Annotated in this window: 19 protein-coding genes and 1 tRNA gene; 5 read left to right on the top strand and 15 right to left on the bottom strand. The window is 31.6% G+C overall.

Annotation, left to right across the window (positions count from 1 at the left end; genetic code table 11):
* Window positions 1–352 precede the first annotated feature (352 nt).
* Window positions 353–1,006 (top strand): LysE family translocator, encoded by a 654-nt coding sequence (locus A6B44_RS04420; RefSeq protein WP_090920860.1) that lies wholly within the window; start codon window positions 353–355, stop codon window positions 1,004–1,006.
* Between the two features lie 68 nt (window positions 1,007–1,074).
* On the opposite strand, the gene A6B44_RS04425 is transcribed toward A6B44_RS04420, so the two are convergent.
* Window positions 1,075–1,151, bottom strand: a tRNA-Met gene (locus A6B44_RS04425).
* Window positions 1,152–1,330: 179 nt separating this feature from the next.
* Here A6B44_RS04425 and mltA point away from each other — a divergent pair.
* Window positions 1,331–2,428 carry a murein transglycosylase A gene (mltA, locus tag A6B44_RS04430; RefSeq protein ID WP_090920862.1) on the top strand — a complete coding sequence of 366 codons (1,098 nt, stop codon included), beginning with the start codon at window positions 1,331–1,333 and terminating at the stop codon, window positions 2,426–2,428.
* 95 nt (window positions 2,429–2,523) lie between these two features.
* On the opposite strand, the gene A6B44_RS04435 is transcribed toward mltA, so the two are convergent.
* Window positions 2,524–2,988 carry a DUF4760 domain-containing protein gene (locus tag A6B44_RS04435; RefSeq protein WP_090920864.1) on the bottom strand — a complete coding sequence of 155 codons (465 nt, stop codon included), beginning with the start codon at window positions 2,986–2,988 and terminating at the stop codon, window positions 2,524–2,526.
* Window positions 2,989–3,302: 314 nt separating this feature from the next.
* Here A6B44_RS04435 and A6B44_RS04440 point away from each other — a divergent pair, with 314 nt between their 5' ends.
* Complete coding sequence (locus tag A6B44_RS04440) at window positions 3,303–4,493, top strand: amino acid aminotransferase (protein ID WP_090920866.1); 1,191 nt, start codon at window positions 3,303–3,305, stop codon at window positions 4,491–4,493.
* Between the two features lie 68 nt (window positions 4,494–4,561).
* Here A6B44_RS04440 and nanQ read toward each other — a convergent pair whose 3' ends face one another.
* A complete protein-coding gene (gene nanQ, locus A6B44_RS04445) occupies window positions 4,562–5,029 on the bottom strand; it encodes an N-acetylneuraminate anomerase (protein WP_090920868.1) in 468 nt (155 codons plus the stop codon).
* Window positions 5,030–5,184: 155 nt separating this feature from the next.
* Here nanQ and A6B44_RS04450 point away from each other — a divergent pair, with 155 nt between their 5' ends.
* Both A6B44_RS04450 and A6B44_RS04455 read left to right on the top strand, forming a co-directional pair.
* Entirely contained in the window at window positions 5,185–5,898 is a 714-nt protein-coding gene (locus A6B44_RS04450; protein WP_090920870.1) for a BUD32 family EKC/KEOPS complex subunit, read from the top strand.
* 2 nt (window positions 5,899–5,900) lie between these two features.
* The gene (locus A6B44_RS04455; RefSeq protein ID WP_090920872.1) at window positions 5,901–7,751 is read left to right on the top strand and encodes a GNAT family N-acetyltransferase; all 1,851 of its coding nucleotides are present in this window, start codon (window positions 5,901–5,903) and stop codon (window positions 7,749–7,751) included.
* Window positions 7,752–7,770: 19 nt separating this feature from the next.
* Here the strand turns inward: A6B44_RS04455 and A6B44_RS04460 are convergent, their stop codons facing one another.
* The 12 genes from A6B44_RS04460 to A6B44_RS04515 form a co-directional block, all read right to left on the bottom strand.
* Window positions 7,771–7,995, bottom strand: coding sequence for a hypothetical protein (locus tag A6B44_RS04460; protein WP_090920874.1), 225 nt, complete (start codon window positions 7,993–7,995; stop codon window positions 7,771–7,773).
* A gap of 1 nt (window position 7,996) precedes the next feature.
* Complete coding sequence (locus A6B44_RS04465; protein WP_090920877.1) at window positions 7,997–9,124, bottom strand: DUF808 family protein; 1,128 nt, start codon at window positions 9,122–9,124, stop codon at window positions 7,997–7,999.
* 12 nt (window positions 9,125–9,136) lie between these two features.
* Window positions 9,137–10,441, bottom strand: a complete 1,305-nt coding sequence (locus tag A6B44_RS04470) for a dual specificity protein phosphatase family protein (protein ID WP_090920879.1) — start codon at window positions 10,439–10,441, stop codon at window positions 9,137–9,139.
* A complete protein-coding gene (locus A6B44_RS04475) occupies window positions 10,441–12,153 on the bottom strand; it encodes a bifunctional alpha/beta hydrolase/class I SAM-dependent methyltransferase (RefSeq protein WP_090920882.1) in 1,713 nt (570 codons plus the stop codon). Before A6B44_RS04475 ends, A6B44_RS04470 begins: the two co-directional genes overlap by 1 nt.
* A 14-nt stretch (window positions 12,154–12,167) precedes the next feature.
* On the bottom strand, window positions 12,168–12,746 hold the full coding sequence (locus A6B44_RS04480) for a CDP-alcohol phosphatidyltransferase family protein (protein WP_090920884.1): 579 nt from the start codon (window positions 12,744–12,746) through the stop codon (window positions 12,168–12,170).
* A 12-nt stretch (window positions 12,747–12,758) separates the two neighbouring features.
* The gene (locus tag A6B44_RS04485; RefSeq protein WP_090920886.1) at window positions 12,759–13,229 is read right to left on the bottom strand and encodes an ecotin family protein; all 471 of its coding nucleotides are present in this window, start codon (window positions 13,227–13,229) and stop codon (window positions 12,759–12,761) included.
* Between the two features lie 26 nt (window positions 13,230–13,255).
* Window positions 13,256–13,531, bottom strand: coding sequence for a DUF4298 domain-containing protein (locus tag A6B44_RS04490; protein WP_090920888.1), 276 nt, complete (start codon window positions 13,529–13,531; stop codon window positions 13,256–13,258).
* Window positions 13,528–15,396: a UDP-glucose:protein N-beta-glucosyltransferase gene (locus tag A6B44_RS04495; RefSeq protein ID WP_090921022.1), complete on the bottom strand. Its 1,869-nt coding sequence runs from the start codon at window positions 15,394–15,396 to the stop codon at window positions 13,528–13,530. The genes A6B44_RS04490 and A6B44_RS04495 overlap by 4 nt, the downstream gene beginning before the upstream one ends.
* A gap of 27 nt (window positions 15,397–15,423) precedes the next feature.
* Window positions 15,424–15,990 (bottom strand): DNA-3-methyladenine glycosylase I, encoded by a 567-nt coding sequence (locus A6B44_RS04500; protein WP_090920890.1) that lies wholly within the window; start codon window positions 15,988–15,990, stop codon window positions 15,424–15,426.
* Window positions 15,980–16,510, bottom strand: a complete 531-nt coding sequence (locus A6B44_RS04505) for a methylated-DNA--[protein]-cysteine S-methyltransferase (protein ID WP_090920892.1) — start codon at window positions 16,508–16,510, stop codon at window positions 15,980–15,982. Before A6B44_RS04505 ends, A6B44_RS04500 begins: the two co-directional genes overlap by 11 nt.
* A 23-nt stretch (window positions 16,511–16,533) precedes the next feature.
* A complete protein-coding gene (locus tag A6B44_RS04510) occupies window positions 16,534–17,574 on the bottom strand; it encodes an AI-2E family transporter (RefSeq protein ID WP_090920894.1) in 1,041 nt (346 codons plus the stop codon).
* Window positions 17,575–17,689: 115 nt separating this feature from the next.
* On the bottom strand, window positions 17,690–18,859 hold the full coding sequence (locus tag A6B44_RS04515; protein WP_218061394.1) for a hypothetical protein: 1,170 nt from the start codon (window positions 18,857–18,859) through the stop codon (window positions 17,690–17,692).
* Window positions 18,860–18,909: the final 50 nt, after the last annotated feature.

The raw sequence follows: 18,909 nt of genomic DNA on the forward strand, positions 1-18,909 counted from the left end.
TTATCAACTAGTTACAAAACCTGCTAAAAAAAGGGTATTTTTGTTATTTTTTCACTTCAGATATTGCAAAATAAGGGTTTTATTAATAAAATCTCTAGTTAACCATCGTGTAGATGGCTTAGAAACCCAACACTAAAATTATCAACTTTAGCGGTCAGTTAACCATCGTGTAAATGGCTTATAACCTTCGGTCATTTTAAAAACTATTTGCTGATATGTTCAACATATTTTGTGCTGTAGTTGTTCTTTTGCATTTTTACTAAGTTTTTAAACTCCTTGCCTCTTTTTTTGAGTTTCTTATTATTAGCTGTTATATTGATGTTTTAAATAATTATAATAAGAGGAATTATCTATGGAGTTAAGCCTTTGGGAAATTTTTTTAACCGTTGTAGTTGCTCATTTTGTAGCATTACTCAGTCCTGGTCCTGATTTTGTATTAATCGTTAAAAGTGCTATTAAATATGGTGGTAAAAAATCAGTGGGAGTAGCTGCTGGTATAGCTTTTGCTAATGGTATGTATATTTTTTTATGTCTTATTGGTGTTGGTGCAATTTTAGCAAGTTCTGCAACTTTATTGATTATTATGAAAATATTAGGAGGATTATTTTTGATCTATTTAGCCATTCAAGCGTTGTGTGCTAAAAAATCTGATTACCAATCCTTAGCATTAAGAGATACAAAACAAATAAAAGTTCAAACGACTTGGGCAAGAGAATTTGTTACTGGTTTTATGTCTGGAATTTTAAATCCTAAAAATTTACTATTTTATTTAAGTTTATTCACTATTGTTCTTACTGAAAATGTAAATATGACTTTTCGAATTGGCTTAGGTATTTGGATGACATCATTAGTGTTTATTTGGAATGTCTTAATTATTTATACGTTATCTGTGCCTAAGGTGCGTAATCAGTTTACTCGATTTTCATACTATATTGATAAGGTAACTGGTACTATTTTAGGTCTAATTGGGTTTTCAATTATAAAATCAACAATGAGTAATAAATAAGGTTAAGCTTGGTGATATTTAGTGTGTTTACAACTTAGAAAATATTGAAAGATCTTAAGGAAGAGAAATGGTTGCGGGGGCTGGATTTGAACCAACGACCTTCGGGTTATGAGCCCGACGAGCTACCAAGCTGCTCCACCCCGCGTCAGAGATGTGCATAATACACCGATTTTTGGAGATTACAATAATAAAAAAATATTTTTGATTTGTTTGCCTTAAATTAAAACCAACTTCGTATAAATCTTGCTCTTTTTCTTTTTTTATTACCTTTTTAAGCTAAATTTTGTTATTCTTGTCGCTGTTTTTCATTATCATAAGGTTTCTATGACATTAACTATAAATAAAAAATGGATCTTACTAACAGCAGTGGCATTCTCTGTTATAGGCTGCTCTTCAAATACCAATAAATCATCTTTAAATTATGCGGATAAAGAAAAATTTGGAGCCGAATACAAAAATCGTCAATATTATCCTTATGCCTCACATATACCTAGAAAAAAAATCAATGTTCATAAACGAGTGGTAAATCGTCGTAGTTTTTTACGTCAGCTCACTAATGTTAAAGATTATTCAAATAATATTACTTCTCAGTATGCAAATACATATAACAAAATTACGTCTTGGGTTTATTCTGGCGCAAATATAAGGCGCTTGGCTAATTATGGTATAAATATTCAACAAATGAGTGGTGAAGAAGGGTTTCAAAATGTCCTGATGACGGGATACTACTCGCCTGTCTTAAAAGCCAGCCGTGTAAAAAGAGGGAAATTCCAATATCCTATTTATGCAAAACCTCGTTATCGTAAAAAATTTACTCGTAAACAAATTTATGACGGCGCTTTATCTGGAAAAGGACTAGAGCTAGCTTATAGTGATTCACTGTTAGAGAATTTTTTACTTGGAGTACAAGGCAGTGGCTATGTTGATTTTGGTAATGGTAAGTTAAATTACTTTGCATATGCAGGTCAAAATGGTTTTAAATATGCGAGTATTGGGCGATTATTAGTTGAAGATGGTGAAATTCCAAAGGAAAAAATGTCCATTAAAGCGATTAGAGAATGGGGACATCAACACCCTGAGCGAGTTCAAACATTATTGGAGCGAAATCCTTCGTATGTTTTCTTTAAGAATGATGCATCAGGGAAAGTAAAAGGGGCAGCAGGTGTTCCACTTGTTCCTTTAGCTTCTGTTGCTTCAGATCGCAAAATTGTGCCTTCTGGAACTCCTCTACTTGTTGAAACACCAATGATTGATGATCATGGTAATTGGACAGGACACCATGAAATGCGTTTAATGATCGCCTTAGATGTAGGTGGTGCAATAAATGGTCAACATTTCGATATTTATCAAGGTATTGGTGATAAAGCAGGTCATAAAGCAGGATTAATGAAGCACTACGGACGTGTTTGGATTTTGCAATAAAATTAGGTGTAGCCATTTGTTGCTCTTCAAGTGAGGATTCAGATGGCTACAATATGATTTTGGTAACAATTATAGGAATGTACTAAGACTTGTAATTATTTTAACACTTTTAATGGGTTTAATAACCATTTTTTACCAAGATGTTCAAAGTCTTGAAATAATGTATCTTTTTGAGTTGCTTCTCGAATGTGTAATACAACACATTCTAACCGTTTCCAATCTCTAGTAAAATTAGTACATTGTGAACGTTTATAAACATTTTCATCAAAAATATTCTCTCTGATACCTGTAGCTGTAAACTCTCTTGAATTAAGTACTTTCAGAATAGATCCTCTGAAAACATCATCAATTTTGTAATGATCAATTAAAGGAATACCTTGACGAGCAAGTCGGTTGACAAGAGTGATCGCTTCTTGTAACTCTTTATTTTGAGTTTGATGTAAAATTAAATCGATAGTTGCTCGTTGCCTTGCATTTTTTGTATTCGAGCGAATACTTAATGCAGTAAAAATAGCTGCAGCACAGACAGCGATAGTTTGGATTACACCAGTCCAATCCATTTAGTCGTTGCCATCCCAACCTTCATTGAAAGTTATATTATAATTCCAATCATTAATAAACATTTTCATTACTATACTCCTCGTCTAGCTATAGGCTACCTATTTGGTAACTAACAGTATGATATATCATTTAATAATAGGTTGCAATTTTCTAAGCTATCTATATGGTGGTTAACAAATATTGCTAACACGTAAAGTAACTATTTTTTACCATTTTTGCAAAAAACTTCACAAATCTTACCGCTTGCCCTTATCAACAGAACCAATTCCTCGTATAATCATAATTTTGCAACACAACACTGAAAGGAAAATTTATGTTTGAACATATTAAAATTGCCCCTGCTGATCCTATTTTAGGTTTAGGTGAAGCATTTAAAGCCGAAACTCGTGCGAATAAAATTAATTTAGGTATTGGTGTTTATACTAATTCTGAAGGAAAAACACCTATTATCAAAGCGATAAAGGAAGCTGAACGCCGTTTGTTTGAAGCAGAAAATAATAAAAATTATTTACCTATTGACGGTGTAGCAGAATATAACGCCTATACACAGCAATTACTCTTTGGGGAAAATGCCGACGTTATTACTCAAAAACGAGCAAAAACAGCGCAAACGCTAGGTGGCACAGGTGCATTACGTGTTGCGGCAGAATTTATTCACTCCCAAACAAATGCAAAAAGTATCTGGGTATCTGCTCCAACCTGGCCAAATCATAATGCGATTTTTGGTAATATTGGGCTAAATATTAAACATTATCGTTACTACAATGAAGAAACTAAAGGTTTAGATTGGGATAATCTTATTACAGATTTAAGCCAAGCAGAAGCTGGTGATGTAGTATTATTCCACGGTTGTTGTCATAACCCAACAGGTATTGATCCAACACCTGAGCAATGGGATGCTTTAGCAAAAATGTCACAAGAGAAAAAGTGGCTACCATTATTTGACTTTGCTTATCAAGGCTTTGCAAATGGTTTAGAAGAAGATGCTTATGCACTGCGTACCTTTGCTAAAAATCATAATGAATTATTGGTCGCAAGTTCTTATTCAAAAAACTTTGGTTTATATAAAGAACGTGTAGGCGCTTTCACTTTAGTCGCAGAAAATGAAACTATTGCAAACAACGCCCTTAGTCAAATAAAACAGATTATTCGAGTACTCTACTCTAACCCAGCCTCACACGGTGCCAGCACTGTTGCTACAGTATTAGGAGACAGTGAATTAAAAGCCAATTGGATTGCAGAGTTAGCGGAAATGCGTGAGCGTATTAAACAGATGCGTTATTTATTTGTAAAAGGACTTAAAGAGAAAGGCGCAACACAAAACTTTGATTTTATCCTCGAGCAAAACGGTATGTTCTCTTTCAGTGGTTTAACCGCAGAACAGGTTGATCGCCTTAAAGATGAATTTGCTGTTTATGCTGTTCGTTCAGGACGCATCAATGTTGCTGGCATAACTGCTAATAATATTGATACCCTATGTGAAGCGATTATAAAAGTACTATAAAACTTACTAAGCGGTGACATTGTCACGAAAATTTGCAAATTTTTGGTAAAACCTCACCGCTTTAATTATTAAATCACTGCCTCTAAAGGCACTTTCACCACGATTTTTTTCAATTTTTTATTCCCATTTACTGAATTTACTGGCTTATGAGGTTCATAAGGCATAAAAATAGCAAAAGAATTTGGTGTTAAGAAGAGTTGATTTTTATCTTCAATAACCTCTGAAATTTGATAATCATCTGCCTCATTATATTCGTTATATAAACTCAAATCAGGTGAAACCAGACCATATTCAATCATCTCTTCACCTTCAATTAAAAGATGAACATCAATCATTTTTCGATGAATTTCCGCTACTTTTCCCTCTGCTGGTGAGCTTTCTAATTCCATTACATTCATTCGAATGCCCTCTTCAAGATCTTGCCAACCTAAAGGTAGGTTGACTAAATCTAAAGATTTTAATTTCCCACACAAACGTGCAAACACAGAAGGTAAACCTACTGCGTAATCATCACGACTTAAATGCCCAAATAACATAATCACTCCTTAAAGTTAAAAACTTGAATAAATAATAAATTTTTCTTTCATAAACCTCAAGAAAAAATAAAGTTTTATTTCAAAAATTCACACAAAATTGATTTAGTTAAAAAATAAGGATAAAATCCCCTCTTCTTTCAACACATTAAAGCATTATGAATACTTTTGAGCAACAAGTAAAAGCAGTATTAGAAGCAAATAAAGGACAACGAATAACTTCTTTTGAATTTGAAGATAATCGCTATTGGCTGAAGCAAACCGAAAAATTACAAGGTGTTGAACATTTTTTAAAACCTTTTCCTCAAAAAGCATTACAACGTGAAATTGAGCAATTAACCTATCTCAATAAGCACAGTGTTTCTACAGCTAAATTAATAATGACAGGAGAGGATTACTTTGTCACAAATGATGTTGGCAGATCTATCAGCTCATTAATAAATGACAAAGATATTACCCCTGAAAAAACGCAATTTTTAGTAACATTAGCCGCCACCGAATTACAAAAAATACATCAACAGGGGTTTGTACACGGTCGTCCTGCAGTACGAGATATCACATTATTAGAGGATAAAATTTATTTTATTGATTTTGAAAATAAAGTTTCCAATAAGGCTCTTGAACATCGTCAAGTTCGAGATTTACTGATTTTTATCCATAGTTTATACCGTGAAAAATTATCTCAACAATGTGTTGAACAAGCAGTAGAAAGTTATGCTCAAGCAGGGGGTAATGAGATTTGGAAAGCCACTATTGACTATATAAAAAATAAACGTTGGTTATATTGGTTATTGTCTCCTTTTAAACCGATTGCAAGAACAGACTTAATTGCCGCTTTTTGTATTTTTGAATATATTTTAAATATCAAGTAATTATGCGTAAATTAGTGATTGTTACTACACCATTTTCTGCTCAACCTTTAGGTGGAAATGGCGTATTTTTAAGTGAAACCGTCACTGATTTAAACCTGAATATTGCCACTCTTTCTTTTAAAAATGCCAAAAAATTATTGGGTCAAACCCTTGATTATGCTATTTACGATATGCAAGCTAAAGAGGGGGTTTGCTTTAATTTAGATGCATTAGCAATCGCTACAGGTACTATTATAGATAACGGTTATCTTATTATTATTTGTCCTCAATGGTATCATTTAATGCAACAAATAGATCAGGATGCGATCCGTTGGAGTGAACAAGGAAAGATAAAAAGCCCGAACTTTTTTAATTATTTCCAACAACTTGTTGAACAGTTTCAATTTGAGATTGTAGAAAAATTTGATTTTAATAAACTCACAAGCGGTACGATTTTTTCAAAAATTTGCAAATTTTCAACACTTACTGTACAGCAACAGCTTATATTTGAAAAACTTCCTCAACACTCTGCAGATATTCATTTAATTACCGCACCAAGAGGACGAGGAAAATCTACATTACTCGGTCAGCTAGCACAATATATTCAACAAAATCAAAAAGTTATCATTACTGCTCGGAGCCACTCTGCTCTACCCACTTTTTGGCAAAATGTAGATAAAGACAAAATATTATTTTTTTCTCCCGATCAACTTATTCAACAAATTGAAAATCAACAGTTAACTAATGATTATTGGCTTTTTATTGATGAAGCGGCAAGTCTGCCTTTACCAATGTTACAGCAATTTTCACATTATTTTAAAAAAGTCATATTGGCTACTACAACTCAAAATTATGAAGGGACAGGACGAGGCTTTAGTCTTAAGTTTTTGCCTCAATTAAAACGTCCTTACCAACAATGGAAATTAACAAAAGCCCTACGCTGGAAAAATAATGATTCATTAGAAAATTTTGTTAACCAACTGCTTATTTTAGATAATGTTGAAAATAGTGACCCAAATAGCAACCAAGCCTTTTACCAACTTTTAGCCAATGCTCATTATAAAACTACCCCAACAGATCTACGCCGTTTGTTTGATGCACCTCATCAATATTATTTAAAACATATTGAAAATCATCAACTTATTGGTGGTATTTGGGCAATCTTTGAAGGCGGATTAGATAAAGGTTTAGCCGAGGAAATTTGGCAAGGAAAACGCCGTCCAAAGGGTAATTTAGTGGCACAATACCTCTGTTTTCAAGGAAATTTAATAGAAGCTTGTTTATTACGTTCAATTCGTATTTCTCGCATTGCCGTGACTCCTGAAAAACAGCAACAAGGTATCGGTAAGCGGTTAGTTTCTCAATTAATTTTGCAAATACGAACTCAACAAAATGTGGATTTTATTTCAGTGAGTTTTGGCTTAAATGAAAAACTCTTTAATTTTTGGAAAAGTTGTGGTTTCCAATTGGTTCAAATTAGCCCATCCAAAGAAGCCAGCAGTGGTTACCACAGTGCAATGATGTTATATCCAATCAGCGAAAAGGGGCTAACTTTTGTAAAGCAAGCCCAAATGCAATTTCAACGAGACTTCCCTCTTTTGCCTTTTTTACAAAATTTGCAAAAAATGATCAAGATCGTACCGCTTGAACATCAACTTGTATTTATGGAGAACGACCATAAAAACCTACAGGGTTTTGCCTATTATCATCGTTCTTTAACTTCGTGTTATGCAAGTTTAAAGCGCTTACAACAACGCTATCCAACTGAATTAATTGAATTAAATAGTGTTCTGAATAGAGAGCAACTGCAATTACCAAACTATAAAAAAGAGTGGTTAAAAAGAGCGAGAAAAGAAGTTAAAAAATATCTATAAAGTACATTTTATATATTCTTTACTCTGGAATAATTGGCATTAAAAGCCGTGTTAAAAAGGTAATTATCAATAAAATAATTACTACATATTTTGAGGAAATAAAATGTTCAGGTATAAATACACAAAGAATTGAAAGACAAAAAATAACAACTAATTCTACTAAATTTGCTAAACTTTGTGCCCCAAATCCTAATGCTGTTAAAAATAACCAAAATGCAGAAGGTAATAATAAAAATATTTTCATATTATAAATCTCTTGTATTGTTAATTTTTCGATGCTTATTTCTTAAAAATTTCTTGCCTACTTCCACACTCTGAACCGCAATATAGCCCACAATCAAAGCAAGCATAATATCTAATATTAAAGTAGCAAAAGGAATACTTTCAATACTATGCACAAAAGAATGAAATAAGTGAGTTTGATGTGAAATAATTCCCCCTCCAACAGCAAGCATTGCGATCGTACCAATAATGCCAATGCCTTTTATCAACATCGGCATTGCTTTAATTAAAAAATTACCCAACGATTGAAAAAATTCACTTTGTTTCTTTTTAAGATAAAAACCTATATCGTCTAATTTAATAATCAAACCAACAATACCATAAACAGCCACAGTCGTGATCATCCCAATTAAAATTAAAACAAAAAGTTTAGTAATAAAATCACTCTCTTGTACCAAGCCTAAGGTAATCACAATAATTTCAAAGGACAAAATAAAGTCTGTTTTAACAGCACCTGCCACTTTTTTATTTTCAAACTCTTCTGATGTTAAATGAACACTTTGTGGATCTTTATTATGCTTTTTATGGTGAGCTCCCAATTTTACTAAAATACTTTCAACCCCTTCATAAGCTAAATATATTCCCCCTAAAATCAAAATAGGAGAAATTAACCAAGGAATAAAAGCACTCATCAGTAATACCAATGGAATAATGATAAACTTGTTTTTAACACTACCTTTGGCAATTTTATAAACAATTGGGATTTCTCGTTTTGCCGCATTTCCTGTGGCTTGCTGAATTGCTTTTTGTCTTAAAATTTCTAGCTCTGCTAAGACCTCTTTCTTTTCATTTTCAGGCAATTTTTCAATATGCTCTTTCAACTCTTGTGTCGTTTTAACCTTAGACAATTCCTTTTTTAGTATTTCAGACGTTGTATCATTAGTCATACTAGCAATCGCAGCTAAATCATCTACGATCAAACCTGTTGATTTTATTCCCGCCACTTTAGTATAAGTTGCAATATCATCAAATAAAATACCAATATCATCAAAAGAGGTGGTTATTGTTTTAGTTGTACTTGCAACGGTTTTACTCGCTAAGCTACCGATATCATCGGCCAAAAGAGATAAATATCCTAATAATCCTGCCATAAAATAAATTCCTTAAAATTGTTGTTTAGTATAAATTTGACTATTTACTTGCATATAGGGTTTAAATTTATACATATTACTAATACTTTTTATTTGCTCAAATGCTTGCTGTGGCTCAAGTCCTTTTTCTTTATACAAATAATAAAGTAGAAAAATGATGGTTCGAGATAACCCAAACTTACAATGGATAAATAGTTTTTTATTTTGGTTTTCTTGAATATATTGATAAATTTCATCTAACTTTTGTGGATCTTGAATGGTCATATCCATTAAATCAACAGTAAAATTTGTTTTGTAATAAGTATTAAACTTTAAATCACTTGCAAGATTTATAAAAATATCGACTCCCCTATTTTTTAGTTCGTTATATTCTGTTTTACTCGGCATTCGTCCAAAATATATATTTTCATCTAGTTGGTTATATAAAGGTAATTTATTTTTAAAATAAACCCAAGATAAATGATTTGCGAAAAAATAAGGAAGCAAAATAGGGTAAAACACTTTTTTACTCATTATTTCACTTGTATTAAAACAATATGCCAAACTTAAAACTAACATACTGACAAATAAATAGATAAACAAAAATGACCATATATTTGATAAATAAAAAGCGATAAGTACAAAAATAAGGGCGAGTATAAGGTAATATATCCCCATTTTTAAACTTCTCGGTGTGGTGAATTTTGTAGTAAAGTAAGTCTGTTTAGCATAAGGTATTAAAAATATTGTAACCAGTGCTAAAGCTGCTCCTGTCGGTATATCCATAAAATGATGTTGATACACAAATAGTGTCGACAAACATATCAAACAAATCCATATCAGCATAACCATCTTGATAAAATTGCTTTTTATCGTTTGTCTAAAAGAATCAAATAAAACAATAGCTAAACTAATATGTAAAGACGGCATCTGATTATAGGATAAGTCAGCCTGTAAAATATCAAATAAAAACTTAAATGATACATCTTGCGGTTTTTCAAAAGAAAAACTAAAAGGAAGAAAGACAAAAAATAGTACCGAAACTAAAATTAACATCGTAATTCTAGTGGTCAGCACCCTTAACTTAAATCTACTTTGAGGGAGTAGTAAAGCAAGGGCGAAGAGCAAATCACTCGACATATAAGGAAAAATAAAAATATCAATAAAAGGTATTTTTTTCTCCCATTCAAACGCCAAACTGTGATGTGGTGCGGTAATATGTGCTAATTGATTTGCACTTCCGTATAATAAAAAGAAAAAAATGCCTAGATATATAAGCCAGACCGTTCTTTCTTTTAAGGTTGCTGAGGCTGTTAATCTATGATCAAACGCATACATTATACTTTTTTCGCCCTTGTCACCGTAAAGATACCGTCATTATCGATTAACATCTCCTGTACTTCAAAACCTGCATTTTCAAAAAGTTTATTTATTTCATATTCACTTCTTAATCTCATCGTCCATTTTTGTTTTTGATGATTCATTAATACATTTGAGATTTCAGATAATTGTGGATGATAAGGCTGATTTGTGAAGATCAACGTATCCCCTTTTTGCAAAATAGCACTGACGCCGTCTATTGCATTTTGGATCGTGTCATTTTCATTAAATAACTCAAAAACACCTGAAATTACAACAATATTGGGTTTAAATTCCATATTTTCATAACTTTTTTTATCAAAAGCGTCAGCTTGCTCATAAGAGATATTTGTTAGATTATATTCTTTAACGTACTCTCTGCCTTTTTCTATATTTTGCGCTTGATAATCTCTTACTAAAATATCTACATCTTCATATTTTTTAGCCATTTGGATTAAGTATTTAGCAGGACCACCTGCTATATCTAAGATATTTACTTTTACATTTTCTTGTTTAAGATTTTCAATAGCATATTCAAGCATATTTTCTAAATTTACTTTTCTTTGTCTAATCCCTCTCCAGCCAATAGCACTAAGGTATGTTTTATCCATAAACTTACCAAAAAAGTTTGTTCCATTTGCTTTATTTTGATAGATATAATCTAGGGTAACACCTGAATCAAAACCATATTTTTTACCAATAGTAATACCATTACTCAAATGCCCGAACTGGTTGATAAAAAAGCGTTGAATAGCAAATCTAACTTTATCCAGAATACATAAGCTTCCATAAGCAACCTTATTTTTTTCTACTTCTCTTATATCTATCAGTTTTTCAAGATAATTTATTTCTTCTGTTAAAGAGAAAGATTGCTCCATAAAATCACTGATTTCTTTGAGTGCAATATCTCTTTCGGTTTCATATAAAACGCCGTGATAAAAATTATCTAGTTGTACAAACTTTTTATATTTAGAAGATAAATTTGCATAAAAATCCCCTTGCATAGCATTTGAAACCACATAGTCTTTTTCAGCACTTAACACTAATGTTGGTACTGTGATCATACTGGCATCTTTAACCACTCGTTCTGCGGTATTAAGTAAAGTCACTAATTGACTTGCAGGAATATCTGGACTGATTAAAGGATCATTATTATATTTTTGTTGTTCTTTTATATCGTGAGTTAACACTTTTGATTTCACATAGGATTTTATATGTAATTTAGGTTTTACCTTTAACGCTAAAGCTAATCCTTGTTTTGCAAAAGGAACATAAAGTTTTATTTTAAAGGCAGGTGCCACTAAAGCAACGCCCGCAATATTTAATCCATAATCGTGTAACCAAGTTGAAGTCACCACACCTGAGACTGAATTTGCGATAATAAAGATATCCTTAAGCTCTACCTTTGCGTCTTCTTTTACGAATTTAATAAATAAATCTAAATCTCTCACTAAATCCATAAACTCATAGCAAGGCTCACCTTTTTCTGCACCGTGTCCTCTATAATCATAAGAATATTTTTTATAAGCACTAAAACTCTCATAATTTGCGATTTCATCTAATCGTTGAGAATGTTCGTGTCCTCGATGAAGAATAATGATAACTTTTTGATTATAATCACTTGTATTCTCCCACTTCCTTGCCAGTAATTCTCTATTGTTGTATCCATAAAAATTCATTGTTGTTGACATAGTTGTCTCCTCATTTACATATTTTTACTTCTATTGTAAATAGTTAAAAGTAAAAGAATTATTGAAATACTTAATAATATATTGGCAATATAAAAAGCATCAAAAAAAGCAATTAAAACAGAGAGTAAACCTAACAAAAATGCTCTATCACTCTTGCCCATAGGTCCATTGTATCTTCTTTCCCCAATAATCGCCCAAGATAAAACGCCACTAAATTCACTTAAAATAGCTAATACGACAAAAATTACCACGAATACAGGATCTAAAATATAAACAAAAGGTAAGTAAAGAAAGCTATCAGAGATAACATCACCCAATTCATTAAGTACTGCCCCAAACTTTGTTTTTTGGTTAAACTCTTTCGCAAGTAAGCCATCAATCGCATTTAATGCCATACGAACAAAAAGAATAACAGGAATAAGTAATAACAATTTTGTATTATCCACCGAAGCTAAAACACAAAGACCACCCAATGCAGATAGCAAAATAGCCATTATTGTTACTTGATTTGGAGAAATGCCCTTCTTATGCAAAATGTTTACTAAAGGCATAAGAAGTTGTTGGAACTTAGGTTTTAAATCGTAAATTGTCATTGGTCTTTGATCCTATTTTTCTATTTTAGTGGCATTCTTTTTATCAACAGTCGTACTCCAAACTCTATATTTCACGCCATATCCTTTTGGAGAATAAACAACAAGCGGTAACTTACTGTTATAATTTTGCAAAAATCCTTGTGAAAGTACTTCGCCTTTTTTCGCTTTACTTTCAGGGCAAGCCATCATTGTGCTTCTGATATTACCGTCTGTTTGCACTTGATAATAAGAATAACCCCATCCTTTAACATCTTTTTTCACAAAAGTGGCAGGTAGTGAATGATAATTACAATCTAGCATCATTTCTTTGGCTAAAAAGAGTTCCACTTTGTAATTTTCTTCATTCTTTAATGGTTCAAGTGTTATGGTATGTTGAATTTGATTTTTCTCCGCTTTAGGATACATACTAATATCTAAATTATTAGGTTGAGAAACGCCGCAACCACTGATACCTAAAACGATAAAAGCCATTATTTTTTTCATTATATTCTCCGTTACTAATTATTTCATTACATTGCTTTGACTAATGTTTTTATTAATGCAATGCGTTCACAATGTAGTTCTGTTAACACATTCCAAATACTATCTTCATCTAACATTGCATAATCTCGATCAAAGGTATTTTGATTATCAAAATCTTGCATATATTGTGAATCATAATATTTGTCTAGTTTTTTACAATTTAATTCAATTTTTTTAATCTCTTTATGGATATTTTGTAATCGTTTTAAATCTTCTTCACATTGAAACAGTAATTGTTCTATCTCTTCAAGCCTTTTTGTCATTTCTTAGACTCCTCTTCCCATTGATTTACTTTATCTAAAAATACTTTTCCTAATGCTAAAGCATTACCTGTAAATAAGGTATTTAATCCATTTTGCTCAATTATTTTTCTACGTAAATTTAATCTTTCTTGATGATTTTCTGCTAAACGTAAGGTGCAATCAATATACTCTTCAATAGTATGAGTAACCAACCAATCAGGCAAACCTAAACGTTTAAATAATCCTTCATCAATATGCTCGTGAACCTCATTTCCTGTTTTACATACACCCACTAGTCCAAGTGTTACCATATCAATAATTCCATTCGTATTACCAAAAGGAAAAGGATTGATCATCATATCGCAATGTCTTAGATTTTCTAAATATTGAGTATAAGGTGCATAAAAATACATCGTAGCATTATTTCCTAGATAACTTTTAATAAAGCGTTCTACATAAGGTGTATTTACACCTGATACGATACCAAACGCAAAATGAAAATGAATTTTCACTTTTGAGCGCTCTAAAATAGTTTGCAAAGTTTCTAAGAAGTGATAATTAAGCTTCATTCCTGTCGTTGCAATACCTATATTTACTACTTCAGGATTTTCATTCAATATATAATCCACTTTTTCAGGCGCTAAAGAAGAAGGAACATAAGGAAGTGCATCTTTTGGTAATCGAATTAATGTTTCGCTAAAACAATCTTCACTTCCCACATAATCGTCCTCGACTACAACATATTCAATAAATTTAGAATGAGTTGTAGCAGGGTGACCTAATGCGATAGCTTGAATAGGCGCCATTCGAGTATTACTGGCTAAAATAGTAAGTTTTTCCATTCCAATACTTGGCATATAAAATATAGCTGCTTGATGTTCTTCACAAATTTGTTTAATTTTATCTAATTGTTTTAACAGCGTATTTTGATTTAAAACGTGAAACTCATCAAATACGGCTCGACCTACTGCATCCACTTTTTCATAGCCTAAACCGATAATGTGAAAATGTTGTTTCGCTGCAATTAAAGAGGTAGAGTGAGTACGATAAATCGAATGAAATGCGTGAAAATGTTCCAATAACACCACCATTACTGGTTTATTGTTGGTTTTTTCAATTTGTTTAATATTTCGATCTTCCCAGCCAATTCTTTCTAAGAAGTTTCTCATCACCTCATTAATAGCACCTTTGATATCGTGTTTGTTTTTAGCCATGTCATAACTACAGTGCATATAAACATCAAGGAATAAACTATAAGCAAAATTATCTAAATATTTAATTTCTTTTAACTTCTCAGGAAACCATTGTAAAAGGAATGCTCGTTTTGAAAATGCTTTTGGAGTAGCAATAAATCTTGGCGTTTGTAGTGCAAAACATAATGAAGCACATAAACTAGGATTTAAAGCCCAAAAAGCATCAAAGTTTAAATCTATATTTGATTCTAGCGAGTACAAAAGACAAAATTTAATCAGTATATTGGTATCATTTGGTAATAATAATTCATCACGTTTTTCAGCGTCTTTATTTAAATTATAAGAATACAATATATGATCAGTATTAATATAGGGAGAACTAGCAAAAATAAAGCTTATCCAACGATGATATTCAAAAAATTGATCAATTTTATCTTCTGGCACAATAAAATTAGGATCTTGAAATAATGTAGCAATCAAGTTCGCCATTTTAGTGCAAAAATAGAGCACCTTTTCATTTGGAATATCATCTAATTGAATAGGATAACGTCCTAATTCTACACCTTCTATCATTCCATAATCACCATCAACTCTTCTTAAAATAAGAAATAGTTCATCACAAGCAAGCTGATAATTTTTATTTTCAACCGCTTGTTCAAATCTTGCTAAATGTGGAGTCGATTTTTCTTGCAACATAATATTCTCTCGTATAATAAAAAGTTATTCTTTATATAAAAAACAATCTGTTTGATGATCATTTACCATTCCAACTGCCTGCATAAAAGCATAAATAATAGTTGAACCAACAAAACTCATTCCTCGTTTTTTTAGATCTTTGGATATTTTATCAGAAAGTGGTGTCATTGCAGGGGCTTGAGCATAATCTTGTATATGATTTTTAATTGGTTTATTTTTAACAAAAGCCCAAATATAATTAGAAAAACTGCCAAACTCTTGTTGGATATCTAAAAAAACTTTCGCATTTTTAACGGCTGAATTGATTTTGAGTTTATTTCTTACAATTCCTGAGTTTTGTAAAAGTTCTGCAATTTTCTTTTCATCATATTTTGCGATTTTTTGAGGATCAAAATAATCAAAAGCAATTCGATAATTCTCTCTTTTATTTAAAATAGTATTCCAAGATAATCCTGCTTGAGCACCTTCTAATATTAACATTTCAAATAACTTGCGATCATCAAATTCAGGTTTACCCCATTCTGTATCGTGATACTGGACTGATAATGAATTATCTAAGTTCGCCCAAGAACATCGTCTTTTAGTTTTCATTATTGAATAGCCCTCGCTCTTGTTCTAGCTTCAACAAACGCTTTTTGACAGGCACCCCACCACCATAACCACCAAGATTACCATTGGACTCAATCACTCGATGGCAAGGTACAATCAATGCAATCGCATTTGCACCATTAGCAGAAGCTACCGCTCTCACAGCTTTAGGATGATTAATTTTTGTCGCAACATCTAAATATGAAACCATTTTCCCATAAGGGATAGTCATTAAAGCATTCCAAACTTGCTTTTGAAAGTCGGTTCCTAAAAATAATAATGGAACATCAAATGCGGTTCTTTGCCCTTGTAAATATTCATCAATTTGTTTTTTTGTTTGAGAAATAACATCATTTTCCTGCTCGACAAAATCAGCATTAAGGTATTTTTTTATTCTATTGTCAACAGTCTGTCTCATTTTGCGATAACAAAAATCTAAAATACAAATTTTATCCTCAAAAGAACCAATAATCAGTTCACCTATTTTAGTTTTATGGTATGAAATATTAACTGTATTTTTCATCTAATTTCCTTCTAAGTTAGTTTCTAAGCTTTATTATCTGAAGTAATATTCCCTTTTTCAGATAATAAAATTGCCACTTTTTGTGTTGATTTAAATTGAGATAAAATAATAATCATAATAACGGTAATTGGCACACTTAATAACATTCCAACCACTCCCCATAATTTCCCCCAAATAGCTAATGCAATAATAGTGACTAACGGACTAATATTTAAACTTTTTCCCATCAATTTTGGTTCAATTAAATTACCGACAATTTGTTGAATGGCTCCAATAGATAATAAAATAGCAATAAAAGGAATAAAGCTACCAAATTGTAATAGGCTAAATACTGCAGGAAAAACCGTTGCAATCAGAGAGCCAATGGTTGGAATATAATTCAGTAAGAAAATTAAAAATGCCCAAAATATTGGAGAATCTACCCCAATAATAGATAAAACAATAAAACCTAAAAATCCTGTTAATAAGCTCATTAATGTTTTTACTCGGAAATAACTTGAAAGAGATAATTCAATTTTAAGCAATGTATCAATAAACTTCGCTCTCCCCTCTTCCTCTGGAAATAATGCACTGATTTTTAACTTAAAACTATCGGTTTCTAAAAAGATAAAGAGTAAATAAATCAGTATCATCATAGAGTTAGATAAAATACTGGATAAACTTGTCGCTAACTGGGCTAAGATATTTTTAATATCTAATGAACTCAGCATAGCACTAATTTCAGCTTGTAAATCAATATGAAATAATGTCTCAATTTTCACTGCGATAGCGGTCACATTCTTTTCATAATTTGCAAAAGAGGCTAACAAATTGGATAAATTACCTATTACAGCCTCAAGTACTAAGTACACGATAAATAAAAGTAAGGTTAACACCGCAATGGATTGTAATTTTTCAGGAACAACACGGCTAAATGGGGGGATTTTATTGGCTGTTTTTTTCAACTGCATTGTTGCAAACCACAGAAGGGAGGCGATAATAAATTGCACTAACATACTTTGACCATAAATTAACGTTAATATTGTGCCAATTGCGACGACAAAAAAATAGGCGATATTTCTCATACTAAAAACCTTTGTCAGTTTATTTATTGGTTATTATATAGTATTTGTAACGTAAAATGGAAAAGTATTAAATTTGCAAATTTTAAAGAAGATGTTACCGCTATAATCATTTTGATTATTTTAGATTTACCGTCTTATCTTGAAATTGGAGTTTTTCAATATGAGATAATGTATTTAACCCATCTCTATTGGATATTTTATCCTCAACAATAATTTTACTTTTATTTTTATTTTTATTTTTAATAATTTTATATTCTGCAGATTTTCCTGAAAAAATGACTACATTATTTCCAGCATTGCCAGTAATATCATTATCTAATTCATTTACAGTAACACTATTATCATTCTTACCTAATAAAGTAACATCTTTTAAGTATCTTGAATGGTGTGTATAAGGTTTTGAAGGATCAAATTTTAATGAAAAATTACCTTTTAAATTAGCATCTATACGGGCATTATAGGTTAAATAAGGGTGGAAAAATTGCTCATTCACTAACGCATAGCCCATTGGATCTTTTGATTTAATGTCTTCTCGTGTTTTTGCAGTATAAATTCCCCACATTCCACCTTTCCCCTCTTTCCAAGCACCCCATAAACCATAATAACTATCCACAACTGAAGCTAAATATTCCTGAGTTAAACTATTTTCATTCGCTAATTCTTTCACCCAATTTTTATTTTCTGAGCCTCTTCCCCATAAGTTTTTCGCTAATCCATTTTTTTGTGCTGTTCTAATGTTAGCTTGATATTTTGGTAACACCCCTAAAAATTCATCATTGCCATCAACACCGATACCATTATCGTGTATAAAATGTAAAATTTCTTCAAAGGTGGCATCTCTATGATCATAATTTTGGTTCATATACCAATCGCTACCTTCAACTTGTATTTCATTTTGATATAAAGGTTGCCCTGTTACTTCTTTACCAACAGGATTACTACCATCATCTTGCCCATTTAACAGTACTAAAATCGCATTATTTTCTGCCATTTTATTTGCCACAGCAGACTTATCTGAACCATATTTTGAGCCTTTATAATCTGTTAAATAATGTTGTAATACATTTCGACAGCGAATAATCTGCTCATCAGTTAAATGAGACTGTGCAACAATATGAATGCTTCCACCATTTGGAGTGGTGACTTTTGTATAACGATTAAAGTTTTTTGAGTTATAAATATTGCCCAAATTATCAGGAATAGTTGTTATTATTCCATTATTGGCAAAAATGCTGGTTGATATCATTAATACAAATAAACTAAGTGATAATGTAAATTTATTCATCGTTTCTCCAATTTAGTTTTATAAAAAAACCACAGATCATATTGTTACAA

The sequence above is a fragment of the Pasteurella skyensis genome (assembly GCF_013377295.1).
GTDB classification, from domain to species: domain Bacteria; phylum Pseudomonadota; class Gammaproteobacteria; order Enterobacterales; family Pasteurellaceae; genus Phocoenobacter; species Phocoenobacter skyensis.